Genomic DNA, 25,228 nt, shown 5'->3' on the forward strand with positions numbered 1-25,228 from the left:
GAGAAACTTCACGATGAAAAAGCGCATTATAATTCTATGCAGTTTGCTATTCGTCCTTGTGTTAAGTGCTTGTGGTGCTTCGGAAGTCAAAGAAGGTCATGAGCAAGCTGCTGATGATAAGGTATGGGAAAATATTAAAGAAACAGGCAAGATTACGGTCGGAACTTCTGGAACACTATATCCAGCAAGTTATTATCCAGAGGGCTCGGATGAAATTTCAGGTTATGATGTAGAAGTAGTAAAAGAAATTGCCAAGCGTTTGAATTTGGAAGTTGAATTTAAAACTTCTGACTTCAACAATATGCTTGCTTCCGTACAAAATGGCCGAGTGGATTTGGCAGCCAACGACATTGGCATAACAGAAGAGCGAAAAGAAAAGTTTGCATATAGTGAACCGTATAAATACTCTTACACAACGATGATTGTACGAAAAGATGATTTATCAGGTATTGAAAGTTTGTCTGATCTGAAAGGTAAAAAAGCTGGCGGAGAAGCAACAACTGGGTACAGTAAAATCGCAGAACGTTTAGGTGCCGAAGTGGTAGCTTATGGTAATACAACCAATGATGTGTATTTGCGTGATGTTGATAACGGCCGTACTGATTTAATCATCAATGATTATTACTTACAATCATTAGCGCTGCAGGCATTCCCGGACTTCAATATTACGATTCATCCTGATTTCAAATTTGACGGATCTGCTAACGCAGTGATTATGTCGAACGATGCTTCTGAGCTGAAGAAGCAAGTGGACAAAGTTCTTGGTGAAATGAAAGAAGACGGAACATTAACGGAGCTCTCGAAAAAGTTCTTTGATGGCGCGGACGTATCGAAGGAGCCAGAAGAAGACATTCCTTCTATTGACGAATTAGTGCAACAGCAGGAAGACGAAGCAAAATGATGCCGTTTGAGCTAATGGACATAGGCAAATTTTTTGATCCAAGATTAGCTTTGGAAAACCTTCCTTTCATTTTAGAAGGTTTGCCAATGACAATAGCTGTAGCTTTTGCCGCTATGGCAATCGGGCTGCTCCTGGGCTTCTTTTTAGCGATAGGCCGCAGCTCTAGATTCTTCTTCTTGCGGTGGCCAACACGTTTCTACATTTCCTTCATGCGAGGAACGCCGATTCTCGTTTTTTTGTTCATCCTGTACCAAGGGCTGCCTGTCGTCCAAATTCAATTGGATGCTTTTACGTGTGCAGTACTCGCATTTGGTTTGAATAGCGCTGCATACATTGCGGAAGTGAATCGGGGGGCGCTAAGCAGCATTGCTTACGGTCAATGGGAATCTTCGTACGCCCTTGGACTGAATTACTGGCAAACGCTGACACGCGTCATTACACCGCAAGCTGTTCGGGTTGCAATGCCGCCGCTGACGAATGTATTTCTTGATTTGGTGAAAGCAACAAGTTTGGCTGCAGTTATTACAGTACCGGAGATGTTTCAAAAGGCGCAAATTGTTGCTGGACGAACGTTTGACTCCATGACAATGTACATTACGGTAGCGCTGGTATATTGGCCGCTTTGTATTATTATCTCTTATTTCCAGGAGCGGCTGGAGAAGCAATTTTCACGTTATATTAATTAAAACAAGAGGGATGCGCCCGTTTGGGTGCATCCCTTTTACTGTTGTTGTGCAGCGACTGCACGTCTGGAAAAAATGGCATGAACGAATAAAGTAGTAAAGATGCCGGCAAAAATGACTGTCATAATAAGAAAGAAGCTGACATGCGGCAGTTTCTCGATAAATACCCCGCTAAGATACGGTCCGCCAAGGCTGCCGAGACTAAACGTAATGCTGCAGAGCAGATTGCCTGTAGGCAGCAAATGGCGCGGCGTTAAGTCTGTCATATAACTGATTCCTAGTGAAAATGTGGATCCCAGCATCATTCCTGCAGCGAACAAGCAAACCAATAAGGCGGCGTAATGTGCTTCCAAGATGCCAGAAGCGCCGAAACAGATTGTGCCTAGGAGTATGACAGTGAGCAGCGTATATTTGCGGCCAAATTTATCACTCAGCATACCAAGCGGAATTTGGAACACGATGCCTCCAATGGCAAAGCTCGTTAGCAAAACTGATACCTCGGAAACACCAATATTCTGGCGAAGCCCATAGATAGGGAAACTGCCATTGAGGGAAGACTCCAAAAAACCATATCCAAGAGGCGGCAGAAATGCGACCCATGCATATTTCAACGTTGATCCAAACCGCTGCACAAGTCCTTGCTGATTTGCAGCTTGCGTATTTTGAGACTCTGGAAACTCGTTGCGCAGCTGGAAGAGGGTAAACCATGCAAGCAAGCAAAGACCGCCAGATAAGATAAATGGCAAGGATTCTGAAATCTTAACCAATGACGTCATTAATGGACCGACGGCAAAACCAATTCCAAAAAACAGACCATATATTGAGATATTTCTTCCTCGAGCAGCTTCTGGTGAAGAAGAAGTAATCCATGTCTGCGTGCCGAAATGCAGCGCATTATCTCCAATCCCGATCAATAAGCGCAGTACAAACCAAAACCAAAAGGATTTCCATAAAGGAAAAGCAAGCAGAGCGACGACAACAAGCAGGCCTCCTGTTATAATAACCGGCCGATAACCAAATTTGCGCAATGGTGCCTCCATAAACGGGGATATCGCCAGAATCCCGATGTAAATGGCGATGGCGTTTAGTCCATTCAAGGAAGAAGACAAACCGTCTTGTTCAAAGATGATAGCAATCAATGGGAGCAAGAGCCCTTGGCTGAAGCCAGAGACCGCAACAATACTGACAAGGATCCAAAAACTATAAGCATTTCTCATATTGTCATTACCCCTGTATGTAAGATAAATTCCCAATTCTACTGTATAGTTTTTCCTTTGAATGGTCAATGAAGCTAGGTTAGAACAGCGTCAAATGGGGAATATATGCTTTAGAAAGTGAAGAAGAGGTGAGGGAAATGAAGTTAACAATGAAGCAGCATGGTTTTCGGATTGATCTGCCACATCAAACGTTGGATATCGATGGAGATGAGACGTTTGGCATCAGACCCTATCAATTGATGGTGTCCTCAATAGCAGGCTGCAGTGCATCTGTTTTTCGCAAAGTTATGGAAAAGCAGCGCTTGGAAATAGATGATATGGAAGTTCTGACAGAAGTCGAGCGAGATGAGCAAGCTGCAAACCGCATTACCAAGATTACACTAACTTACATTGTGCGCGGTTTTCATTTAGATAAAGAACAGCTGGAGAAAAATCTTCAGCTCGCACATAAAAACTGTTCAATGGTCCAATCCGTCAAGGATAGTATTGATATCGTAGAACAACTGGAAGTCATCCATCTGAACCATTATTAAATGTATAGGAAAGCTCCTGTCTTCAGATACTAGGGAAAAATCTGAAAGGCAGGGGCTTTTCTTTATGAAATTCACGAGAATCTTAATTGCAATGATGGCGCTGCTCATGCTGACACTTTCCTTTTCAACCACAGGAAAGGCAGATAATGTACAAAAGAAGGATCCAACTGAAATTCCGAACCACGTTCTAAATATCTCCAAAGAGAACACCTATCCAAATTCCAATAAAGATCAAATTGTTTTGGAGCCAAGTGAGCTAGTAAAAGAACTAACGGAAGAAAGCGACATCGTGATTCAAAATCCAGAGCTTATTCGCATTTTGAACGAATCTTCTTTGAAACCATCACCATTGGCTATCGGCTACCGAGGTATGATATTTATGGGGCACTGGCCGTTGGAATATACGTCTGAAGAAACAAATATTAACTGGCAATATAAAAAAGTAAATTCCAATCAAGTGAGCAATGCAGGCGGCGAATCTGCTAAGCAAATGAATTACGAGCAGCAGGAAGAACGCTATGTGAAAGGCGGTTTGACAGCTGAAATCGAAAATCCAAAAGATATTAAGCTGATGATGCTGCAGCAAGCGCAAAAGAATACCAAGCTTCCTTTATCGTTCCAGACAGTCATTGGGAAAGGAACAAACAAGGAGAATGAATACGGTGTCCCATTGAATAAAGCGGGCATTCTTACTGCTTATGCACCAGCTGTCAATGAGAAGGGTACGATTACTTTTGGCGAAGTGTATGTGGAATTAAAAGGCTCGAAGAAACGGATTGTCATTAAGAATGTTACAAAACAGGGAATTGGTGCATGGATTCCAATTCAAGATCATCTATCCTTTACCTTCAACGTTCAATAAAATGTATGGGTATGCTATAATTATGTATACGCTGCATGATAAACTGGCAATACGTTAAAGGAGTTTTAGCCTTGACAATTCCAACGAATAAAGTAGATGACTTGAAGCAGCGGCTCGCTGCATTCATGGACTATCTTGACAATATGGAACCGGAACAGACATCACTTGATGAGATTGACGAAATGCTCCGGATGCTTGACGACATGGAGAATAAATTTAAATAAGGCCGTGCAGATGCACGGCTTTTGCTATTTTTTACGTCGCATATTTGCCTTCTGATTAGCGCACGCTATGAGTAAGGAGCGTGTGACAAATGCGATATAAATCACTTATGTTAATTCTCGTCTTGCTGCTGGTCGCACCAACACTTACGGCAGCTGAAAGCTCTGTCAGCTACGGATGGGGATTTGTGAAAAGTAAGAATGGCAGCATCCCCGAGATAGGGAAGTATCAACAGCTATTGGACAAATACCATAGCTATTATTTGGACGCTTCTGGAGATAAAACAGTTTATATTACGTTTGATAATGGCTATGAACAAGGCTATACCGATGACATCTTGGACGTGCTGAAAAAGCATGAAGTTCCAGCTGCCTTTTTTATAACTGGTCACTATGTAGATTCTGCGCCAGAATTGGTCAAACGAATGGTGGAGGATGGACATATTATAGGTAATCACTCTTATCATCATCCTGACTTAACCAAGGTTTCCAAAGAGAAAATGCAAAAAGAGCTCGACATGCTGGAAACTGCGGTAGCAGACTTAACGGAACAGGATGAGATGCATTACCTCCGGTCGCCTCGCGGTACTTTCAGTGCGCGTTCCCTAAAGTGGTCGGAAGACATGGGCTACACCAATGTATTCTGGTCGCTGGCTTATACAGATTGGAAGACGGGCGAGCAAAAAGGCTGGCAGCATGCGTATGAGCAAGTTATGGCGCAAATGCATCCAGGAGCAGTGGTTTTGCTGCATAGCGTTTCTGAGGACAATGCCGTGGCTCTGGAGAAATTAATCATTGAACTTAAAAAGCAAGGTTATTCTTTCCGTACACTTGATGACTTAGTTAAGCAGGATATCCTGCCAAAAGCTGTTACCCAATTTTAAGCTGATCCGAACTGGGGATCAGCTTTATTTACTTTCGCTCAATAACACTTCTGACAATCTCCAAGAAATAGTCACACCAGGTTTTCCGCGGCTGTCCCTCCATCATTGTACCTCTCCTTTTAAATAGCTGTGCAGCCATTTAACTTCAGCCAACGCCTTTTCATCATTCATTACATCTCCAGGTTTGTTGCCTTCTGCCAAGATATAGTGTGAAAAGTGTATGCCGAGAAGGTCAAACATATGCTGAAACTGCATTATTAAAGGCAGTCCTTTAAATCGAGGCCTGTCACCGCCAACTGCCAATACAATTGCTTCTATAGGCTTTTTGTGTTTAAAGTCAGGCTGCCTGAAAACGTAGCTCAGCCGATCGAGAAGTCCTTTTAACTTTCCGGGTATACCATACCAGTAAATCGGTACAGCGAAAACTATTACATCATTCTCCAGCAGGAATTCCAGCAATAGTTTTGCGTGTTCATCAAGTGATGCCGGCGCATCCTCATGCCGGGAATCCTCATAATCCACCAAATCTAAATCCTTCGTTTCCAGTATATGGGATTCAGTCCCGGCTACGAGCTTTTCACCAAGCAGCCTGCTGTTGCTGTTTTTACGGGTGCTTCCAATTATCAATCCAATAGTCACGACATCTCATCCTTTCCAATTTTTCTATAGAAAGTGTATACTGCATCCATATATAGGAAAAGCTGAATAATTTGATTGTTATCATCGGTAAAATCGATTTAGGAGTGATGTATGTGCATATCAACCATTTAAAGACCTTTATAGTAGCAGCAGAAACACTCAATTTCACGAAAACTGCACAGCTGTTGGATTATGCACAATCGAGCGTTACTGCACAGATTAAAGCGCTGGAAAAGGAGTATGAAGCTGAATTATTTCAAAGGCTTGGCAAGAGGATATACCTTACAGAAGCCGGGGTGAAAATGAAGCATTACGCAAAAAGGATATTAACGCTGCATGAAGAAATGAAAGAAGAGGTAGGAGCCAGTCTAGCGGAAAAAGGCACGCTCGTGATAGGTGCCTGTGAAAGTCAATGTATTTACCGATTGCCCCAATTACTGTATTACATTCGAGAACACTATCCAAAGGTTCAGGTTATATTGAGACCTGTCCCCTCCAGCAGTGCCGCGGAGATGATGCTGCAGGAAGGTGACTTGGATTTAGCTTTTATTATGGATCGGGAAAAGTCTTATCATTTGCTTGAATCTGTTTCTCTCACTCGCGAGAAAATTGTATTTGTCGGATCATTGCATCATCCTTTGGCAAATCAAATAAAAACAAGCCTGGCGGAGATAATGAAGCATCCGCTGATACTGACGGAATCAGGCTGTTCTTATAGAACAGAGTTAGAGCAGGTTATAAAGGGAAAAAAACTCTATTCAGAGAATGTAATTGAATTTGGCAGTATCGAAGCCATTAAACAATGTGTACTTGCTGGTTTAGGGCTATCTTACTTACCCCTAATGACTGTGGAGAAAGAATTACAGGAAGGCTCACTTACCTCATTAGCTATAGATGAAACGATCCATCAGCCTACTACAAAGCTGCTGTGGCATAAGGACAAACGGCTGTCGCAAGTTATGCGGGATACAATTGAATTTGTTATAAATCAAGCGGGATAGGAGAGGCTATTTGTGTGGGAAAAAGACCTTATCGGAAAGCATACATACGACTACTATTATTTAATGAAAAGATGGAAAATGGATGAATTAAACGTTGTGGATATGGATGAGCATCTTATAAAGCTTCCGGTTGTTTTAGGAGATGGATCAAGACATATTGTTCTGCTGCAATTCAGCGGACCGATTACAGCGCCTGCTGTGCGGGTGGCTTCTGCTGATGCTTTAAGAAGTGAAGAGATCATCTCATGGGTGAAAAACTGGCTGCAATGGGACAGAGATTTGGCAGAGGTTGCCGCCCATTTTGTTGAATCAGATCTGGAACAGCTTTTTTTCGCGCACGCAGGTACTCCAATCGTAAAAGATACGGACCTCTATTATTGTTTAATGAAGACAATCATTCATCAGCAATTGAATTTAAAGTTCGCTTATACACTTACCAATCGTTTTGTAGAAGCGTATGGAACATACGAGGAAGGCGTCTGGTTTTATCCGTCACCGGATCGAATTGCTTCCTTATCATATGAAGACTTACGCAGCATGCAGTTCTCCCAGCGAAAAGCGGAGTATGTGATTGATACAAGCCGCCTTATTGCAGAAGAGATGCTGGATCTTGGATTATTATCAACTGAATCAGATGAGACAATTGCAGCAGAACTGACAAAAATTCGCGGTCTGGGGAGCTGGTCTGCTCAGAACTGGATGCTCTCTGGGTTAGGCCGTGAAGACTTATTACCAGCTGCTGATATCGGAATTCAAAAAGCGTTGAAGTTTTATGAAGATTTGCCTGCGAAACCAACACCAGCAAGCATTTATGAGCGAGGAGGAAGATGGGCTCCGTACCGCAGCTATGCGGCTGTAACCCTTTGGAGAAGTATTGAGACCTGATACTAATATCAAGCTTTATAATTTGGTAACAATTATTAGTGGGAACTCACGCCCTCGTCTGCTATAATAGGTGCATTAGTTAAAACAGGCAGCCATTTAGGAGGCGTAAGTATGGAAAGAAAAGATTTGATTGCACCAGAACAGTACAACATCGTGAATGAAATGGAGCGATTCGTTACAGATGAAGAACGAAAGGCGCTTATTTGGATGGATGAAGCGGGAATTAAAAAGGAGGTAACGTATAAAACGTTATTTCAGGATGTGAACCGCACCGGTAATGTTCTGAAACAGCTGGGCTTGGAAAAAGGCGATGCGATTCTAGTTATGGTACCGCGAGTCGTAGAGGCGTATCACATTTACGCTGCGGCATTGAAGCTCGGACTTGTAATCATTCCTAGCTCCGAAATGCTGAAAACAAAGGACCTGCAATATCGCATTGATCACGGAAAAGTGAAAAGCATTATTAGCTATCACGCGTTTACTGAGCAGTTTGAAGCTATTGAAAATCAAGATAGCTTGATTAAGCTTGCTATCGGCGGCTCTGCTGCGGGCTGGCACAATCTTGAAGCACTAAAAGAAACAGCGTCAGCTGAATTGGAAACAGTACAGACTACAAGAGACGACTTAGCATTGCTGTCTTATACGAGCGGAACAACAGGTAATCCAAAAGCGGTCGTGCATACACACGGCTGGGGATATGCGCATTTGCGCACAGCTGCTGAAAATTGGCTGTCTGCTTCTGAAGGAGATATCGTATGGGCTACAGCTGCACCAGGCTGGCAGAAATGGGTATGGAGTCCGTTCCTTTCTGTATTAGGAACAGGAGCAACCGGCTTCGTTTATATGGGACGTTTTGATGCAAAAACGTATCTTTCTCTATTAGAGGACTATAAGATCAATGTACTTTGCTGTACGCCGACCGAGTATCGTCTTATGGCGAAAGTAACGGATCTTGGCAGCTATAATTTAAATGAGCTGCACAGTGCGGTTTCAGCTGGTGAGCCATTGAACAGAGAAGTAATCGACGTATTTCAAAAGCACTTTAACATTATTGTGCGTGATGGGTATGGTCAGACAGAAAGCACATTGCTTTTAGGTATTATGAAAGGCATGGAGCCGAGACCGGGCTCTATGGGTAAACCGACACCAGGAAATGAAGTAGTTGTCATTGATGAAGATGGGAATAAAGTTAAAACAGGAGAAGTTGGCGATATCGCTTTGAAACTCGACAGTCCTGCCTTGTTCAAAACCTACTTCCGTGAGCCGGAACGCCGGACGGCAGCGGAACGCAACGGCTATTTCGTGACGGGTGACCAGGCATCCATTGATGAAGACGGCTACTTCTGGTTTGAAGGCCGCAGCGATGATATTATCATCAGCTCTGGATATACAATTGGACCATTCGAAGTCGAAGACGCTTTAGTGAAGCACCCTGCTGTTGCAGAATGTGCTGTCGTAGCAAGTCCAGATGAAATTCGCGGCAACGTCGTCAAAGCATTTATCATTCTGCGCGAAGGTGTAGACGAGAACGAACCAGGTCTGGTGAAAGAATTGCAAACACATGTGAAAAATACAACTGCACCATACAAGTACCCGCGTAAGATTGAATTCGTTAAAGATCTGCCGAAAACATCTTCTGGTAAAATCAGACGAGTTGAACTTCGCAACAATGAAAAACGAAACGCGAAATAAATAGAAACTGCGCTAAAGTTAAACAGCGGTGCAGGCTGTCGAGTAAATCTCGGCAGCCTTTTTTGTTTAGGTTTATTTTTTCGTAAGAAAGTGAATACGGTGAATGAAAGAAAAGAGACGCCGTCAGTTTTAAGAGAGTAAACCGGACAACCTGGAATTATGCTGTTCATGCTTTGAAGATAGACAAAGGATGGATTATTTCTCTGCTGTAAAAAGGCCCCCTGTTATGTCTCCTTGAACTAAACCTCTCTTTATAAATATATCTTTCTCCTATAGAACAGCTACTTCTCCTTCTAACCGCTAATCTAAAATAATGATAAAAAAAGTAATGCAAAAGACTTGAAAGTCAAAGAAGGTCAGACTATAATAGGTTTACAAGGTCAAAGATAGTCAAAGTCAAATTGACGCTTGGCCAAATTAAAAAAGATTTAACCTATTGGGGAGGTAATTGTAATATGAAATGTCAACATTGTGGTGAACGAGAAGCAAACGTGAACTTGCTAATGCAGTTCAATAACCAAAAACAGCAATTACAGCTCTGCCATACTTGCTATAATGAAATAAAAAATACATCTAAAAACCCAGCTGGTTTCGCTTCTAATGGCGGAACAATGGATGATTTCTTTAAAAATATGTTCGGAGGATTTCAGTCCGGTTCCCAAGCTGGCGGTAATCAGCAAGCACAAGCGGGCGGTAATGGTCGCGGACGCGGCGGATTGCTTGATTCACTTGGTAAAAACGTAACAGACGGTGCACGAGCGGGTCTGATTGATCCGGTTATTGGCCGTGAACAAGAAGTGAAACGCGTCATTGAAACACTAAACCGACGTAATAAAAATAACCCAGTTCTAATCGGAGAACCAGGGGTAGGTAAAACAGCTATTGCAGAAGGACTAGCTTTGCAAATTGTTGAGGGTAATGTCCCTGTGAAGCTGCAAAACAAAGAGATTTACTTGCTTGATGTTGCATCGCTCGTTGCTAACACGGGAATGCGCGGGCAGTTTGAAGAAAAAATGAAACAGCTCATTTCTGAATTGCAGCAGCGTAAAAATGTCATTCTGTTCGTTGACGAAATTCATTTGTTAGTCGGCGCAGGTACTGCTGAGAGCTCACAAATGGATGCGGGGAATATTTTGAAACCTGCACTTGCTCGCGGTGAACTGCAGTTGATTGGTGCTACAACATTAAAAGAGTATCGTCAAATAGAGAAAGACGCAGCGCTTGAACGCCGTTTCCAGCCTGTCATGGTTAAAGAACCGACAACTGATCAGGCGATCGAGATTCTAAAAGGGCTGCAAGAAAAATACGAAGCGTACCATCAAGTTGCTTACAGTGAAGATGCGGTTCATGCCAGCGTCAACTTGTCTCAGCGCTATATCCAAGATCGTTTCTTGCCGGATAAAGCAATTGACTTGCTAGATGAAGCAGGTTCTCGCATTAACTTGTTAACTGTAACAACTGATGAAGATGCTATCCAAACGCGTCTGGCACAAATCTCCAAAGAGAAGGAAGAAGCTGCATCGCGTGAGGATTACGAACGTGCCGCGTATCTTCGTCAGGAGGAGATCCAGCTAGAACAAAAGCTGGAACAACCGAAGGATGAAGAAAAAGGCAAAGTGACTATTGAAGTCATCCAGCAGATCGTGGAAGAAAAAACAGGCATTCCTGTAACGAAGATTCAATCTGAAGAACAAAACAAAATGAAAAACTTGGCTGCCAATTTGTCCAGCAAAGTAATTGGCCAGCAGCAGGCAGTTGAACGAGTGGCTAAAGCAATTCGACGCAGCCGTGCTGGGTTGAAATCTAAGCAGCGTCCGATTGGATCTTTCCTCTTTGTAGGTCCGACAGGGGTAGGTAAAACAGAGCTCACCCGAGCATTGGCAGAAGAGATGTTCGGAACGCGCGAATCGTTCATTCGCTTAGATATGAGTGAGTACATGGAACGTCATTCTGTTGCGAAACTAATTGGTTCTCCTCCAGGATATGTAGGACATGAAGAAGCTGGTCAGCTCACCGAGCGTGTGCGTCGTAATCCTTACACAATCGTACTTTTGGATGAGATTGAAAAAGCACATCCGGATGTGCAGCATATGTTCTTGCAAATCATGGAAGACGGTCACTTAACGGATAGCCAAGGCCGGAAAGTCAGCTTTAAAGATACAGTTATTATCATGACAAGTAATGCTGGTACAGGAGATAAACAGATTTCTGTCGGTTTTACAAATACAAGCAACGAAGCGGTATCTGTTATTGAGAAGCTTGGCGCTTACTTTAAACCAGAATTCCTAAATCGTTTTGATTCTATTATTAGTTTCGATGAATTAAAAGAGGAAGACCTTGTACAAATTGTCGAGCTTATGATTGGTGACTTGGCCAACAATATGACAGAAGAAGGTTATCAGCTTGAAGTAACAGAAGCAGCAAAACACTTCTTAGCGAAAAAAGGCTATGACCCGCGATTTGGTGCCCGCCCATTACGTCGGGTAATCCAAAGTGAAGTAGAAGATAAGATTACTGATTTCATCCTTGAAGAAGAAAATGTAAGCAGTATGGTAGTAGACGTGGTGGAAGATCAAATTACAGTAGTAAGTAAATAATTGAAAAGAGACTCACGCCCGGAAGCGTGAGTCTCTTTTTTATGCAGCGCGTTCGCCGATAGAGGTGCTGGTGCGGATGAAAAACCAGCTGATGGTATAGCAGACAATTGCAATCGCAGCTATTAATCCAAATGCAGGGAGGATGGCTAAGTTCTGGGCCCACATCAGAAAATCGATGAGCCAATCTTGGCTGGCAGCTGCAACTGTTAATGCAATTAAAGCAATCCCGCTGACAATGGCGCCGCCGAGGAATCCATACTTGTAGACAATAATCCCGAGAAAAAAGCCGGCTGCAAAGAAAAACAGCAGAAAAGCGTAGTCGAGCGGCAAGCTGTAAAGGATACTTTTTGGCACGGTATTTTCTGCAATGGGCCGGAGGATATTGATATTGTTAATATCGACCGCCCGCAATACACTATACAGTACGAACTGTACAGCAGTAAGGAACATAACCATGACCAAACTGATTAGCAAGATAAAAATACCGACAGCTGCATGATAACTTTTTCGTGTGGCACCTCTTTTAATTGCAAATGGAAGACTCTCTTGAATCATTCTGAAGCCGAAAATAAACATAAAGATATAAGCTGGGGCGGTAATACTGATATACATAACATCACCAACAGTAGCGCCGAGAACTGCTAGTATAGTTATAATCAGAAGCAAAATAGAACAAAAAATGGTCACTGTACGTCTGCTATCAACTGTAAAGAAATAAAGCAAAGCTTGTATTTGTTTCATTATGCATGCACACCTCTATTTTCTGTTAAATAAACCATCATATCTTGAAGCGGTACTCCGGAAACTGCCAGATCACCAGTTCGTTTAAGTTCATCAGAGGATAGCAGATAAACTTGTGTTGTTCCGGCGAAGCTTTTTTCCTTGATAATGTTTTTATCTGATGTAAAGGCTTTTACTTGTGCTGCCGGTCCTGAAATACAATAGCTTTCTGACCGGAGCTCTTCGGCACTTTTTCGAAGCAAGATACTGCCTTTCCTAAAAATAATAACTTCCTCAAACAAGTTGCTGACTTCGTCTATGAGATGTGTGGAAAGAATGATGATGCGGGGGCTGCGTTCGAATTCTTCGAGCAGAACTTCATAAAAATAAGCGCGAGATGCTGCATCGAGCCCGATGTAAGGTTCATCCAGCATTGTAACAGATGCATTACTTGCCAGACCGACGATAATGCCTAGTGCAGATTCCATTCCTTTTGAAAGATTTTTTATCCGGCGCTTTTTGTCTAAATCGAAACCTTGCAGCAGGTCGGCAGCCAATTGTTTATCCCAATTTGTATAAAACATAGAAGCAATCTTTAAGGTTTGTTCAATAGTCAAATCTTTCTTAAAATTATCCGCTTCTTTGATTAAACAGATGTTCTCCGTAACTGCCTGATTATCAAAAGGCTTCATACCGTTAACGAGTAAATTACCTTGCGTTGGTCTGTCGAACCCAGCCAGCAGCTGCATGAAGGTAGACTTACCAGCGCCGTTTCGCCCGAGCAGACCGTAAATCTTTGGTTCCGTAATTCGCAAGTCAATCCCTTTTAAAGCTGTCGCCGTTTTATACACTTTTGTAAGGTTATCCGCGACTATTGTCATCTTTGTTCCTCCTCTTTGAGCATGCGAATAATTTCTTCCTCGGCAATATGCAGTTTCGTTGCTTCTTGTTTCAGGGGGATAATATAAGCGTTAAAGAACTGTTGTTTCCGTTTCTCTAAAAGTATCTCCTGTGCTGTTTCTGTGACAAACATACCAACGCCTCTCTTCTTAAATAATATACCTTCGTCTACAAGCTGATTAATTCCTTTACCTGCAGTTGCTGGATTGATTTTGTAATGCTGGGCAAATTCATTAGTCGATGGAACTCGTTCGCCGATAGGAATGGACCCGTTGAGAATGGAGTCTTCGAGCTGTTCTTTAATTTGGAGAAAGATTGGTTTTGCATCATCAAGCATCTTTCTGATCCTCTCCTTTCTTTCGGGTAGTTGGTTCATTACTCATGTAACTAACTATATAACTCGTTTTTTAGAAAGTCAACCAATTTTTGGAGAAAATAAAAAAACAGTGCATTTGCCTGCACTGTTCGTCAACTCAACTTATTTAATTGGTCAATCCGATTTGCGGGATAGGATAATAACGAAACTTTACTTCCCCGATGACGGAGCTTTGTGGGATAAGGCCAAACATCCTGCTGTCTTTACTATTTTTGCGATTGTCTCCCATGACGAACAGGTAACCATCAGGAATTGTATTTTCCCCGATGACGTCACGAAGTTTAAAATTATTCGTAAATAAAGTATCACCCTGCATTGATTTTTTCATCTCATTCAAGTAGGGCTCTGCATACTTCTTGCCATTAACATAGAGTACGTCATTTCTGTACTCAATTGTGTCTCCCGGAATTCCGATGACGCGCTTCACATAACTTGCTTCTTCATTAGGAGCACGAAAGACGATTTCATCGAAACGTTTGATATCTCCGATTCTGCTAATGATAATCTTGTTCTGGTCTTCCAGTGTTGGTGCCATTGATTCACCATAAACAGTACTCGGAAAATAGAAATAAGAACGAAAAATGAACAAGACTGCGATGACAATGCCAAGCGGCAGCAGCACAGCATATAGCCTGCGTCTAGCTTTCAGGGAAAGCACCTCCTTTTGAACTAGTGTATCACAGGAATAGGGTATATAGAAAAAACCGGAGTTATCTTAACTCCGGTTTTACACTGCGTTTATACACTTAATGAATTATTGAATTTATGCGAGAAAGGTGTTTTGGCCAAGTATGCATAATAAGCCTCCGTATAAGGGTGTGTACATCCTTCCTGCCAAGGTTTATCAGCTCCGGTAAAGTGGACGATAGCTGGATTCCCCCTCACCGTACGCAGTGTACGTTCTTCCTCTACTGATTTTGCTTTGTATTCTTTTAACGTAACATGTGCTTGTGCATTCCATTTTGGATGCAGAATAAGCCACTTGTCCCAAAGAAGCGCATTGAGTGCATCTTGATCATGCCAAGCTAGTTTGTCTGGATTTTCATCTATAAACGTCAGTACTTTATCTGTCATGTTATGATCTCTCCATGCCTGCATATCAATCAAAAGCAGACCAGAGTTGAAATAGCGGTCTTCGCTTGTAATTCCCATCTTCGGTAATCGATTGTGCTCGCCATAATCACTGACAGCTGCAACAATGTTGCCTTCCATGTCGATATCGAATAGTTTTTTCACATCATCAAAAATCAGCATATCGCAATCAACATACAGCGTCCGTTCAATAGACTGATCCATCATGTCGGGAATAGAGATACGATAATAAGCTGCTTTGGAAATGTGACGGCTTGCAATCGCGCCATCATATGCGTCCAAGTCAACTTCTAGATAATGAAGCGGTGTATTGTAGGCAGCTGCTGTATCTAGAAGTAGTTGTTTTTTCTGCTCACTTATTCCTCCATCTATAACCGAAATGACAAAGTCCTCAGGAGTCGCAGTGTTTTCGAGTAACGAACTTAGTGTTACACCTAAATGTTGCGCGTAGTTATCATCCGTTGATGATACAATATGCATTTTCTTCTTCATTGTTCTCTCATCTCCTTAGTGTGTATATTACCTGCACTCTAAGTGTCTAAACATGTAAGAAGAAATTGTAATTAATTAGCAATAAATCTTTTATTCGTATGTCTCATCATCATATGTACTGCTGTTTTCTTTAGCTTCCCATTCTTCCAGCAGCATGCCGTATACATTATGGTTCACATAGCCATAAACGAGTTTCTCTGCTTGGCGGATCGTACCTTCGAGCGTAAAGCCAAGTTTTTCGGGGATTCTTCGGCTGCGCACATTCCCAATAGCAGAACGAATTTCTACACGATTAAGCCGCAGCTCGAGAAAGGCATAGTCCAGACATTTGCTGACGGCTTTCTGCATTATGCCGTTACCTGTATAATCTTCGCCTAGCCAGTAACCAATACTAGTTGTACTATTTTGCCAGTCAATCTTATGAAAACCGATGACCCCAGCTAAAGCGCCTTGATACCAAATGCCAGCGTTAAAACCATTGCCGGCAGCAAACTGATCCAAAGTATGCTGGATAAATTGCCTGCTGTCCTCAACCGTTGTGTTCTTATCCACCCAAGGGAGCCAATTGCGCAAATGCTCACGAGAGCTGTCAATAAGCTGAAAAAGCTTCTCGCTGTCCTGAACTTCCAATAGCTTTAAATAAGTGGCTGAATCAATACGATGTGTAAACATAATATGTCGCTCCTTTCATCTGATTTAAGTATAGCATTTTCGACGATTTGTTAAAATTAGGAGAGAAATCAGCATGCATATGAAAGCAAAGCGGACTGCATCCTATGGGAAAGGGGGCGGAACGCAATGAAGTATTGCTTACGGATTATCTGTTTAGTCCTGCTGCTAAGCGGCATTACCCCAGTGAATGTGGCAGCAGAAAGCGGATCGGGATTATGGGATTATATCTTTTCCCAGACAGAAGAAGCCGGGAAATTGCTTGTGCATTTTCTCGATGTCGGTCAAGGGGACAGTATACTGATTGAAACACCATCTCACTATACAATTTTAATTGATGGGGGAAATCGTGAGGCTGGGGAGGAAGTTATTACCGAGCTTCACAACAGAGGTGTGGAAAAGCTGGATCTTTTAGTGGCGACGCATCCGGATATTGATCATATTGGCGGATTGCTGCCCGTGCTAGAGGAGATAGAAGTGGAGAACGTGCTTGATAGTGGGAAGTTATATACAACGAAAACGTACCAGCGTTATACAGAACTATTAGAAGAGAAGAACATTCCGGTGACTATTGCAGAAGAAGGAACATATGTGACACTGGATCCGCTGCTTTCTATCCAAGTGCTAAACGCCAACCATCTGGATGCATCGAATAATCAAGCGTCGATGGTACTTCGCCTTACTTACCGAACGGTCGATTTTTTGCTCATGAGCGATGCGGAAGCGGAACAGGAAGAGAATATCGGGCGTACTTTTGAAGTGGAATCGGAAGTGTATAAAGTAGCGCATCATGGATCTCGGACGAGCAATACATTGGATTTTTTGAAGAAGGTACAACCTGTTTATGCTGTCGTATCCTATGGAAGGGATAATCAATTAGGTCACCCAACCAAAGAAGTGGTGCAAAACCTCCGGAAAACTGGAGCGGTTCTTTACAGCACAGCTAAAGGCGGAACAATCAGCATGGAAACGAACGGACTGTCCTGTAAAATCAGCAGCGAGAAGAAAGACCCTATATACGAGTACAAATAAAAAGAGCGGATCTGATGAAAAATCCGCTCTTTTTATTAATTTGTTTGGTCAGCAAGCTTAACGAGTGTATTCGCAAGCGGCTTTTTATTTTCTTCATCTGCTGCGAGCCATAGTTGTTTAAGTAAATATTCCTCACGGTTGCGAGGTTCTTCTTTGTCTGCCAAGTAATCAGCAACTCGTTGAGCAGCTTTCGTCAAGGCATCTTCACTTAAACCAAGACGTTCACCTTGTTTTACTTTGTTTCCTAAATAATCTTGGAAGTTCTTGAAATTGTTCAGAATTTCATTCTTATCTTCTTGAGATAGATTTTCCACAGCTTGTTGTGCGCGATCTTCTTGTGCCATTTTCATTACCTCCTCTTGTTGAGTTAGTAATGTATTCCCAGCACACAGCTAGACAAACATTTTATAATAAAATGTGTCATTTGGACTAGTTATTCTAGGTTTTGCGGAATCCGTAAAGAGGCGGAATTTTTTCTGTTCATAATATGATTTTCATGTACTCGTCGCTAGAATCTCCATCCTTGTTGAAGGATACAAATCGTGACAAGCTGGGAGCAGCGCACCGCCAATTCCGAGGCCGCGAAGCTGAGAATCAACAAGCAATTCAGCCGCAAACAGTGTAATGAATTCGTTTGTTCACAACGAATATAGCCGCAAATGCGCCCGTCATGGATGGCGACCATGAACTGATTAAAACAATCAGAATCAGCTGCCAGCGTATGCCAGCCTTCCTCGTGAAGCAAAGCCATAACGCTGTCCAAGTCTGCTGCTTCATAAGTCTGAATGTGATCATTACGAATCCTTCTTATTTCTCCCTTTTGGCATGGATCCGAACACAATACCAAGTAACAAGCCCATAAATATGCCGAAGGATGGACTTTGAAAAGCGATGCTAAACAGTATTGCTGCGATAATGCCGACAGTGAATGCTAAAGGATAACGGAAAGGTTTCTTTTCTTTTGAACGCTTCATTTCTATTACCACCTTGTCTAAGTACTTCCTAGTATAGCACGAAAGGCACTGCTCTTTGGAAGTAATAAACATTGCGTACCATGTTAGATAATGTTACATTAGATTGTATATGTATGCTAAAGATGGAGGTTCGATATGCAGGGTTTTAATGATATGATGCACACGATTGGTGATGAAATTACAAAAATCGTGACAACTTCTAGTGATCTACTATGGTCAAGTCTACTTATTATTCTATTAATTGGTCTAGGAATCTACTTTACAATTCGATTAGGGTTTGTGCAGTTCCGCATGATTCCGGAGATGATTCGTCTTTTAGGTGAAAGCGGGCAAGGAAGAAAGACAGGCGTAAGTTCTTTTCAGGCTTTCTGTATCAGTACAGCAGCTAGGGTAGGTACAGGTAACTTGGCTGGGGTTGCACTTGCAATTACTGCTGGTGGACCGGGAGCCGTTTTCTGGATGTGGCTCATTGCTTTGATTGGTTCTGCCTCCGCATTTGTAGAAAGTACACTTGCGCAGATTTATAAAACAAAAGACGGCTCCACTTTCCGAGGCGGACCGGCATATTATATGCAAAAAGCCTTGCGTGCACGCTGGTTAGGTATTATTTTTGCTGTTCTGATTACTATTACATTTGGGTTGGCATTCAACTCGGTTCAAGCGAATACCATTACGAATGCTTTTGAGAGTTCTTTTGGTTTGGATAAGAACATCATGACAGTTATTTTATGTGTCATTACCGCTGCTATTATTTTTGGCGGTGTTAAATTAGTTGCAAGATTATCTGAAGTAATCGTTCCAGTAATGGCCGGAGCTTATATCTTAATTGCGATTGTTATCATGATTATGAATATCACTGAATTACCGAATGTTATCGCACTTATTTTTTCTGATGCTTGGGATGGAATAAAGCAGATTGGTGCCGGTGCGCTAGGTGCTGCTATGATGCAAGGGATTAAACGCGGACTTTATTCCAACGAAGCGGGTATGGGTAGTGCGCCAAATGCGGCTGCATCTGCAACTGTTTCTCACCCAGCGAAGCAGGGATTGATACAAGCGATGGGTGTGTTTGTTGATACACTGATGATCTGCAGCTCTACAGCATTTATTATTCTGCTCTCTGGGATGCATAAGTCCACTGAAAGTGACGGTATCGTCCTTACACAGGAAGCGCTTCAGTCGGGTGTTGGTCAATGGGCGGGTATCTTCTTAGCTATTATCGTATTATTATTCGCATTCAGTTCTGTAATCAGCAACTACTATTACGGCGAATCGAATATCGAGTTTATAAAACACAGCAAGGTTTGGCTTTTCGTTTATCGTTTAGCGGTGATTGGAATGGTCGCATTCGGTTCACTTGCCAGCCTTGATTTTGTTTGGACGCTTGCCGATTTGTTCATGGGCTTGATGGCTGTCTTGAACTTGATTGTTATTGCTCTCTTGAGTAATACAGCGGTTAAAGCTTTGCGTGACTATAAGCGTCAGCGCAAAGCAGGGAAAGACCCAGTATTTTATGCTGACAGCATTAAAGGCCTTAAGAACATTGATGCATGGCCGAAAAAAGACGAATCACCTGAATAAAAATGATTTTGTTTTAGTTAAAAAACCGAACGCGTGCGAAATCTTCCTTTAGACTTCGCACGCGTTCGGTTTTTTGCTTTTATCTAACTTCCAAACACTTAGATTAGTTAAGTAATTGGATTGATTTAGGGGAAAAGACTACAATGGAAGTAAGATTACAGAACAAGGAGATGTTATCGTGAAAAATAGATCCTTGCTATCACTTGTATTTGGTATCATTAGTCTGTTTCTTTCTGTGTATGGCATTTTCTTTGGAATTGTAGGATTTATTCTTGCCTTACATATTATAAGGAAAGACAGGAATACAGAAGGAAAAGAAAAAAAGATGGCTATTGGCGGCTTAGCTGCCAGCATTATTGGAGCGGGCTATCAGATTGTAGGAATAGCAGTTATTCTTCTGACAGCATAAAAAAGAATGCAGCGTGACAAACGCATGCATTCTTTTTTTTTGTAACTTTTTCTAGTCAATCGCGTATGCATTGTTATCATCATTATTGGAGGCAAAAGGAAATGAGAGCGCTACTTATATATGCCCATCCGAATCATCGTTCGTTAAACTATGCCTTCTTCGAGGCAGCGCAGAAGGGTATGCAGCAAAATGCTGCCATTCATGAAATAGATATGCTGGACCTGTATGCGGAAAAGTTTGACCCTGTTTTGGTTTTTCATGAAAACAAGCGCCGCCGCGATATGCATAAAGATCCAGAACTTGAAGTTTATCGAAAGAAAATCAAGCAAGCAGATCTGCTAGTCTTCGTCTATCCAATATTTTGGGGAAGGCCGCCAGCGATGCTTCTAGGCTTTATCGACCAAGTTTTCGCTGCGAACTTTGCTTATCGTCATGACAGTTTACTGCCAGAGGGACTGCTTGCAGGAAAGCGGGCAGTGTGTGTATCAACGATGAAAGGACCGCGTTTTTACAGTCGCTTTTTCTTACATAATGCGCATAAAGTACTTATGAAAAAAGCGCTGTTTCAGTTTGTTGGCATTCGCAAAGTAAAGCTATTCGAGTTTGGCGGCATGGAAAAAAAGAACGGGAAGCAGCAAAAGTACTTGGATCAGACGGCAGCGTATTTTCGCAAACTGGCTAAATAGGCAGCTGTTCCAGTTCGTAGTATTTATTTCGAACATCTTGGATATGATTAACTGCAATGCTGCGGCTGATCTGTTCCAGCAGGGAAGCGAAAACAGTGTCATCAATCCGGTCAGCTTGCTGTGCGACACGCGCAGAACCTGTTTCTAGTACGGCTTCTGTGATACTTCCGATTTCGTAAAGACGAAAATATTTCTGGATTTCACGGAGTGCGGTTTCTTTGTACGTTACTTGCCATTCGTCATGAGTCGGCATGTTTCATACCCCTTTCTATTCATTAAGGAGCAATGTCCTGTTATACTGTCTATGATCTATCATGCGTCCTGGAAAGGGAGAATGCAAATGTTACGTAAAATAAATGGACTGCTCGCGCTTATCATTATCGGTATAGGCGTATATCGCTTAATTGATAAAGACTATGAAGTAAATCCGCAGTTCATTCTGCCGCTTTTATCTATTATGTTTTTACTGTTTTCAATTGAAGCAATTATGAACAAAAAGAAGCTCATAGCTGGTTTATATCTAATCGTCTTCGTTATTACAGTCAGTGCGACATATCTAATTTTAACGCAAGCTTAAAGTCTTCTCCTTATAGGAGGAGGCTTTTTTGTTTATCCTTGACAGTAGGTAGTCTTCTTGCATATAATACAATTAACATTTAACACATTGTTAATTAAAAGGGGATTGACAGTTTGAAGTCGAATAATACAGAAGCACAGTATGATGCCAGCCGTTACCGCACACCTGATGGATATACGTCAGATATCGCTGTTTTCACCATAACCTCAGAACAGACAAAAGCATACGCACCGCCAAAAATGGTCCTAAAGCTGATGCTTATTCAGCGAGCAGAACATGACACAGAGGGAAATCCGAACATCGAATCTGGAAAATGGGCATTGCCGGGAGGTTTTGTAACACCAGAGGAAACGGCATGCGCCGCAGCCAGCAGAGAGCTGGAGGAGGAAGCCGGTATAGCAGGCATTCATCTCAAGCAATTCGGCGTATATGATCAGCCAGGACGCGATCCGCGAGGCTGGATTATCTCCAATGCCCATTATGCAATCGTTCCGGAATATCGATTATCGGAAAGAAAAGCGAGTGATGATGCAGTTGATGTGGAACTGTTCTCTGTAGCGGAGCTAAGCGAGCAGGTATTAGCTTTTGATCATAAAAATATCATCCAAGACGCTCTCACTCATATAACGCGGGATTTACTGCAAACTACAGTAGCAAAGCAGTTTCTGCCGGAGATGTTTACTTACTCTGAGCTGCAAGCGGTCCTGCTGACGGTAACAGATGATAAAGCGATACAAAATGATCAAGCATTTGCTCGTAAAATTAAGAGTCTTCCTTTTATCGAAGCGGTTAAAGGGCAGAAAACACAGCGTACATCAAAGCTGCCAACACAGCTTTATCGTTTTATTGATGCGGAAGTAAAGCAATCAATTTATACAGCTCGTCACTAATATAAAGGGGGATGCAAGATGAAAGCATTGATTAACATTGACTATACAAATGACTTTGTTGCTGAAAACGGAGCACTGACTTGTGGGGAGCCCGGACAAAAAATTGAGGAGCGCTTAACAGCCATTACCTCTGCATGCATTGAAGCGGGCGATTATGTTGTGTTTGCCATCGATAAACACGAAGCAGCGGATGCCTGCCACCCAGAAACAAAGCTGTATCCACCACATAATATTGCAGGAACAGATGGACGTAATTTGTATGGAAAGCTGGCAGCTGTATATGACGCAGCGAAACAGAAAGCAAACGTTTATTATATGGATAAAACAAGATACAGCGCGTTTGCAGGCACCGATCTGCTGCAGCGCTTAAATGAACGGGGCATAAAAGAAATACATGTAGTCGGTGTTGCAACAGATATTTGTGTTTTGCACACATTGGTCGATGCCTATAATTACGGCTTTCAGATGGTTGTACACGCCGATGCAGTCGCAAGCTTTCACCAACAAGGGCATGCGTATGCACTGCATCATTTCAAGAACGTATTAGGAGCAGAGATTATAGAAGGAGGAGTAAGCAAATGACAAACTTTCAAGATGACAGTACTGCACTGCATACAGACCTCTATCAGATCAACATGGCACAAACGTATTGGAAAGATGGCAAGCATAATCGCAAAGCAGTGTTTGAGCTGTTTTTCCGTAAACAGCCCTTTGGCAATGGCTACGCTGTTTTTGCCGGTCTAGAGCGGGTAATTAATTATCTCCAGGAATTCCGTTTTTCCAGATCAGATTTAGATTACTTAGAACAAGAAATCGGGTACGACAAAGACTTCATTGCTTATTTGCGGGATCTTCGTTTCACGGGTGATGTATACAGTATGCAGGAAGGCGAGCTCGTGTTTGGAACGGAGCCAATTATCCGGGTGGAAGCACCACTTGCTCAGGCGCAATTGATTGAAACAGCTTTACTCAATATCGTGAACTATCAAACGCTGATTGCAACGAAAGCAGCCCGGATTATGCATGTGCTGGACGAAAAAGATACTGCAATGGAATTCGGATCTAGACGCGCGCAGGAAATGGATGCAGCAATATGGGGTTCAAGAGCTGCTTATATCGGCGGGTTCCATGCAACCTCTAACGTTCGTGCTGGGAAGAAGTTTGGCATTCCGGTTGCCGGCACACATGCGCATTCGCTTGTGCAAGCATACCGAGACGAATATGAGGCATTTACGAAGTATGCTGAAAGTCATGTAGACTGTACATTTCTGGTGGATACGTACGACACATTAAAGTCGGGCGTTCCAAATGCTATTAAAGTAGCAAAAGAAATGGGCGGTAAAATCCGTTTTAACGCCATTCGCTTAGATAGCGGCGACTTGGCTTATTTGTCCAAACGGGCGCGGGAGATGCTGGATGAAGCAGGCTTTACGGAAACGAAAATTACCGCATCTAATGATTTGGATGAAGAAACAATTGGTGCTTTAAAAGCGCAGGGTGCGAAAATTGATAACTGGGGCATTGGAACAAAACTGATTACAGCATACGATCAGCCAGCATTGGGAGCAGTGTATAAGATTGTTTCTGTGGAGGACGACAATGGTGAAATGGTCGATACAATCAAAATTAGTGCGAACCCAGAGAAAGTATCAACACCAGGACTGAAACGTGTTTACCGAATTATTAACCGCGTGAATCAAAAGTCAGAAGGTGACTATATTGCGCTGAAAGATGAAAGGCCGCAAGAAGAAGAGCGGCTCAAAATGTTCCATCCAACATACTCTTATATCAGCAAATTTGTCACCGACTTTGATGCAATAGAATTACAGCAACCAATATTCCAAAGCGGAGAGCTCGTATACAAACTGCCTTCTCTTCAGGAAATCCGTGAACACGTCACACACAGCTTAACTTTCCTATGGGAGGAATATAAGCGGACACATAATCCAGAAGCTTATCCTGTTGATTTGAGCACGGCTTGCTGGAACAACAAAATGGAACTGATAGATCGAATAAAAGCGAAACTGGAGGTGAAATAACGTGAAAATAGGTATCTATGGCTCCTCCTTTGATCCGGTTACAAACGTACACTTATGGACAGCCAGTACTGTTGCGCATCGCTGCAAACTGGATAAAGTCATTTTCCTGCCATGCTCCAGCAAACGGAAAGACAAACAGCTGCATACGACGGACGAACATCGCTGGAACATGGTTAATATGGCAATCCAGAACAATGCGCTGTATGAAGCGAACGACTATGAAATGAAGCAGGAAGCTTGGGATGTGTATACCGAAAAAACACTAGCCCATTTTAGTGAGCTTTATCCTGACGATGAAATTTACTTCATTATGGGAGCTGACCTGCTGGAAGATATCGGTGCAGGTAAATGGCACAACAGCGAAGAGCTCGTCCGTGACAACCGTTTTATTGTCATGGCCCGCAACGACATCGACATGCTAAAAGTTATCAGCCATTCTCCGCTCCTGCGCAACCATGACGACGGGCACACTTTCCATCTTATTGATAAAGGCTTGGCAATGGAGATCAGCTCTTCTTATATTCGCGATGAGTTCGCAATGGAAGGGGAGCCAAGGTATTTGCTGCCCGAGAGTTGTTATCAGTATATTAAAGAGCATGAGATTTATAAATAAAAGGGATATATTAACAGAAGGGCGAATGTGGTAACCTAAGATTAGACAGAATGCAGGGAGGTA

The 25,228-nt window shown here is 42.5% G+C and carries 31 protein-coding genes; 19 read left to right on the forward strand and 12 right to left on the reverse strand.

The genetic code is table 11. The features are described 5' to 3' along the window. Positions 1–13 precede the first annotated feature (13 nt). On the forward strand, positions 14–901 hold the full coding sequence (locus tag CRO17_RS14025) for a transporter substrate-binding domain-containing protein (RefSeq protein ID WP_097043112.1): 888 nt from the start codon (positions 14–16) through the stop codon (positions 899–901). Further along, complete coding sequence (locus tag CRO17_RS14030) at positions 898–1,587, forward strand: amino acid ABC transporter permease (protein ID WP_097043113.1); 690 nt, start codon at positions 898–900, stop codon at positions 1,585–1,587. Before CRO17_RS14025 ends, CRO17_RS14030 begins: the two co-directional genes overlap by 4 nt. A 35-nt stretch (positions 1,588–1,622) precedes the next feature. On the opposite strand, the gene CRO17_RS14035 is transcribed toward CRO17_RS14030, so the two are convergent. Then, on the reverse strand, positions 1,623–2,801 hold the full coding sequence (locus CRO17_RS14035) for an MFS transporter (protein ID WP_097043114.1): 1,179 nt from the start codon (positions 2,799–2,801) through the stop codon (positions 1,623–1,625). Positions 2,802–2,938: 137 nt separating this feature from the next. Between CRO17_RS14035 and CRO17_RS14040 the strand changes: the two genes are divergently transcribed. The 4 genes from CRO17_RS14040 (at position 2,939) to pdaA (ending at position 5,301) form a co-directional block, all read left to right on the forward strand. Further along, positions 2,939–3,334, forward strand: coding sequence for an OsmC family protein (locus CRO17_RS14040; protein WP_097043115.1), 396 nt, complete (start codon positions 2,939–2,941; stop codon positions 3,332–3,334). Between the two features lie 64 nt (positions 3,335–3,398). Continuing rightward, positions 3,399–4,196 carry a YfkD famly protein gene (locus tag CRO17_RS14045; RefSeq protein WP_097043116.1) on the forward strand — a complete coding sequence of 266 codons (798 nt, stop codon included), beginning with the start codon at positions 3,399–3,401 and terminating at the stop codon, positions 4,194–4,196. A gap of 71 nt (positions 4,197–4,267) precedes the next feature. Continuing rightward, positions 4,268–4,420, forward strand: a complete 153-nt coding sequence (locus tag CRO17_RS17635; protein ID WP_179637092.1) for an SE1561 family protein — start codon at positions 4,268–4,270, stop codon at positions 4,418–4,420. Positions 4,421–4,509: 89 nt separating this feature from the next. Then, entirely contained in the window at positions 4,510–5,301 is a 792-nt protein-coding gene (pdaA, locus tag CRO17_RS14055) for a delta-lactam-biosynthetic de-N-acetylase (RefSeq protein WP_097043118.1), read from the forward strand. A gap of 102 nt (positions 5,302–5,403) precedes the next feature. Here the strand turns inward: pdaA and CRO17_RS14060 are convergent, their stop codons facing one another. Continuing rightward, positions 5,404–5,940, reverse strand: a complete 537-nt coding sequence (locus CRO17_RS14060) for a flavodoxin family protein (RefSeq protein WP_097043119.1) — start codon at positions 5,938–5,940, stop codon at positions 5,404–5,406. A gap of 113 nt (positions 5,941–6,053) precedes the next feature. Here CRO17_RS14060 and CRO17_RS14065 point away from each other — a divergent pair, with 113 nt between their 5' ends. The 4 genes from CRO17_RS14065 to CRO17_RS14080 all read left to right on the forward strand — a co-directional run bounded on the left by CRO17_RS14065 (position 6,054) and on the right by CRO17_RS14080 (position 12,115). Beyond that, on the forward strand, positions 6,054–6,941 hold the full coding sequence (locus CRO17_RS14065; RefSeq protein ID WP_097043180.1) for a LysR family transcriptional regulator: 888 nt from the start codon (positions 6,054–6,056) through the stop codon (positions 6,939–6,941). Between the two features lie 12 nt (positions 6,942–6,953). Beyond that, positions 6,954–7,826 carry a DNA-3-methyladenine glycosylase family protein gene (locus tag CRO17_RS14070; protein WP_245864802.1) on the forward strand — a complete coding sequence of 291 codons (873 nt, stop codon included), beginning with the start codon at positions 6,954–6,956 and terminating at the stop codon, positions 7,824–7,826. A gap of 111 nt (positions 7,827–7,937) precedes the next feature. Continuing rightward, the gene (gene mbcS, locus CRO17_RS14075; protein ID WP_097043120.1) at positions 7,938–9,518 is read left to right on the forward strand and encodes an acyl-CoA synthetase MbcS; all 1,581 of its coding nucleotides are present in this window, start codon (positions 7,938–7,940) and stop codon (positions 9,516–9,518) included. A 455-nt stretch (positions 9,519–9,973) separates the two neighbouring features. After that, positions 9,974–12,115, forward strand: coding sequence for an ATP-dependent Clp protease ATP-binding subunit (locus CRO17_RS14080; protein ID WP_097043121.1), 2,142 nt, complete (start codon positions 9,974–9,976; stop codon positions 12,113–12,115). A 39-nt stretch (positions 12,116–12,154) separates the two neighbouring features. Here the strand turns inward: CRO17_RS14080 and CRO17_RS14085 are convergent, their stop codons facing one another. The 6 genes from CRO17_RS14085 to CRO17_RS14110 all read right to left on the reverse strand — a co-directional run bounded on the left by CRO17_RS14085 (position 12,155) and on the right by CRO17_RS14110 (position 16,367). Further along, positions 12,155–12,856, reverse strand: a complete 702-nt coding sequence (locus tag CRO17_RS14085) for a hypothetical protein (protein ID WP_097043122.1) — start codon at positions 12,854–12,856, stop codon at positions 12,155–12,157. Continuing rightward, on the reverse strand, positions 12,856–13,716 hold the full coding sequence (locus CRO17_RS14090) for an ABC transporter ATP-binding protein (protein WP_097043123.1): 861 nt from the start codon (positions 13,714–13,716) through the stop codon (positions 12,856–12,858). The genes CRO17_RS14085 and CRO17_RS14090 overlap by 1 nt, the downstream gene beginning before the upstream one ends. Further along, entirely contained in the window at positions 13,713–14,081 is a 369-nt protein-coding gene (locus CRO17_RS14095; RefSeq protein ID WP_097043182.1) for a GntR family transcriptional regulator, read from the reverse strand. The genes CRO17_RS14090 and CRO17_RS14095 overlap by 4 nt, the downstream gene beginning before the upstream one ends. 136 nt (positions 14,082–14,217) lie before the next feature. Continuing rightward, positions 14,218–14,733 carry a signal peptidase I gene (gene lepB / locus CRO17_RS14100; protein WP_245864803.1) on the reverse strand — a complete coding sequence of 172 codons (516 nt, stop codon included), beginning with the start codon at positions 14,731–14,733 and terminating at the stop codon, positions 14,218–14,220. A gap of 116 nt (positions 14,734–14,849) precedes the next feature. Beyond that, a complete protein-coding gene (locus CRO17_RS14105; protein ID WP_097043125.1) occupies positions 14,850–15,695 on the reverse strand; it encodes a glycosyltransferase family 8 protein in 846 nt (281 codons plus the stop codon). A 90-nt stretch (positions 15,696–15,785) separates the two neighbouring features. Then, positions 15,786–16,367 (reverse strand): GNAT family N-acetyltransferase, encoded by a 582-nt coding sequence (locus CRO17_RS14110; RefSeq protein WP_097043126.1) that lies wholly within the window; start codon positions 16,365–16,367, stop codon positions 15,786–15,788. 126 nt (positions 16,368–16,493) lie between these two features. On the opposite strand from CRO17_RS14110, the gene CRO17_RS14115 reads away from it, so the two are divergent. Beyond that, positions 16,494–17,396: a ComEC/Rec2 family competence protein gene (locus CRO17_RS14115; protein WP_097043127.1), complete on the forward strand. Its 903-nt coding sequence runs from the start codon at positions 16,494–16,496 to the stop codon at positions 17,394–17,396. 35 nt (positions 17,397–17,431) lie between these two features. Here CRO17_RS14115 and CRO17_RS14120 read toward each other — a convergent pair whose 3' ends face one another. The 3 genes from CRO17_RS14120 to CRO17_RS14130 form a co-directional block, all read right to left on the reverse strand. Beyond that, on the reverse strand, positions 17,432–17,740 hold the full coding sequence (locus CRO17_RS14120; RefSeq protein WP_179637094.1) for a DUF3243 domain-containing protein: 309 nt from the start codon (positions 17,738–17,740) through the stop codon (positions 17,432–17,434). 262 nt (positions 17,741–18,002) lie between these two features. After that, positions 18,003–18,191 carry a hypothetical protein gene (locus CRO17_RS14125; protein WP_097043129.1) on the reverse strand — a complete coding sequence of 63 codons (189 nt, stop codon included), beginning with the start codon at positions 18,189–18,191 and terminating at the stop codon, positions 18,003–18,005. Next, the gene (locus CRO17_RS14130) at positions 18,191–18,370 is read right to left on the reverse strand and encodes a hypothetical protein (protein WP_097043130.1); all 180 of its coding nucleotides are present in this window, start codon (positions 18,368–18,370) and stop codon (positions 18,191–18,193) included. The genes CRO17_RS14125 and CRO17_RS14130 overlap by 1 nt, the downstream gene beginning before the upstream one ends. 135 nt (positions 18,371–18,505) lie before the next feature. Between CRO17_RS14130 and CRO17_RS14135 the strand changes: the two genes are divergently transcribed. The 3 genes from CRO17_RS14135 (at position 18,506) to CRO17_RS14145 (ending at position 21,046) form a co-directional block, all read left to right on the forward strand. Continuing rightward, on the forward strand, positions 18,506–19,951 hold the full coding sequence (locus CRO17_RS14135) for an alanine/glycine:cation symporter family protein (protein WP_425444457.1): 1,446 nt from the start codon (positions 18,506–18,508) through the stop codon (positions 19,949–19,951). 178 nt (positions 19,952–20,129) lie between these two features. After that, entirely contained in the window at positions 20,130–20,360 is a 231-nt protein-coding gene (locus CRO17_RS14140; protein ID WP_097043131.1) for a hypothetical protein, read from the forward strand. A 101-nt stretch (positions 20,361–20,461) separates the two neighbouring features. Then, positions 20,462–21,046, forward strand: a complete 585-nt coding sequence (locus CRO17_RS14145; protein ID WP_097043132.1) for an NAD(P)H-dependent oxidoreductase — start codon at positions 20,462–20,464, stop codon at positions 21,044–21,046. Here CRO17_RS14145 and CRO17_RS14150 read toward each other — a convergent pair. Next, positions 21,039–21,299, reverse strand: coding sequence for a hypothetical protein (locus CRO17_RS14150; protein WP_097043133.1), 261 nt, complete (start codon positions 21,297–21,299; stop codon positions 21,039–21,041). The genes CRO17_RS14145 and CRO17_RS14150 overlap by 8 nt on opposite strands. Before the next feature lie 87 nt (positions 21,300–21,386). Between CRO17_RS14150 and CRO17_RS14155 the strand changes: the two genes are divergently transcribed. The 5 genes from CRO17_RS14155 (at position 21,387) to nadD (ending at position 25,165) form a co-directional block, all read left to right on the forward strand. Next, complete coding sequence (locus CRO17_RS14155) at positions 21,387–21,623, forward strand: hypothetical protein (protein WP_097043134.1); 237 nt, start codon at positions 21,387–21,389, stop codon at positions 21,621–21,623. 113 nt (positions 21,624–21,736) lie between these two features. Then, the gene (locus CRO17_RS14160; RefSeq protein ID WP_097043135.1) at positions 21,737–22,513 is read left to right on the forward strand and encodes an NUDIX hydrolase; all 777 of its coding nucleotides are present in this window, start codon (positions 21,737–21,739) and stop codon (positions 22,511–22,513) included. An 18-nt stretch (positions 22,514–22,531) separates the two neighbouring features. Next, the gene (locus CRO17_RS14165) at positions 22,532–23,095 is read left to right on the forward strand and encodes a cysteine hydrolase family protein (protein ID WP_097043136.1); all 564 of its coding nucleotides are present in this window, start codon (positions 22,532–22,534) and stop codon (positions 23,093–23,095) included. Next, positions 23,092–24,552: a nicotinate phosphoribosyltransferase gene (locus tag CRO17_RS14170; protein ID WP_097043137.1), complete on the forward strand. Its 1,461-nt coding sequence runs from the start codon at positions 23,092–23,094 to the stop codon at positions 24,550–24,552. Before CRO17_RS14165 ends, CRO17_RS14170 begins: the two co-directional genes overlap by 4 nt. A 1-nt stretch (position 24,553) precedes the next feature. Further along, the gene (nadD, locus tag CRO17_RS14175) at positions 24,554–25,165 is read left to right on the forward strand and encodes a nicotinate (nicotinamide) nucleotide adenylyltransferase (protein ID WP_097043138.1); all 612 of its coding nucleotides are present in this window, start codon (positions 24,554–24,556) and stop codon (positions 25,163–25,165) included. Positions 25,166–25,228: the final 63 nt, after the last annotated feature.

The organism is Terribacillus aidingensis (genome assembly GCF_900215625.1).
GTDB classification, from domain to species: domain Bacteria; phylum Bacillota; class Bacilli; order Bacillales; family Amphibacillaceae; genus Terribacillus; species Terribacillus aidingensis.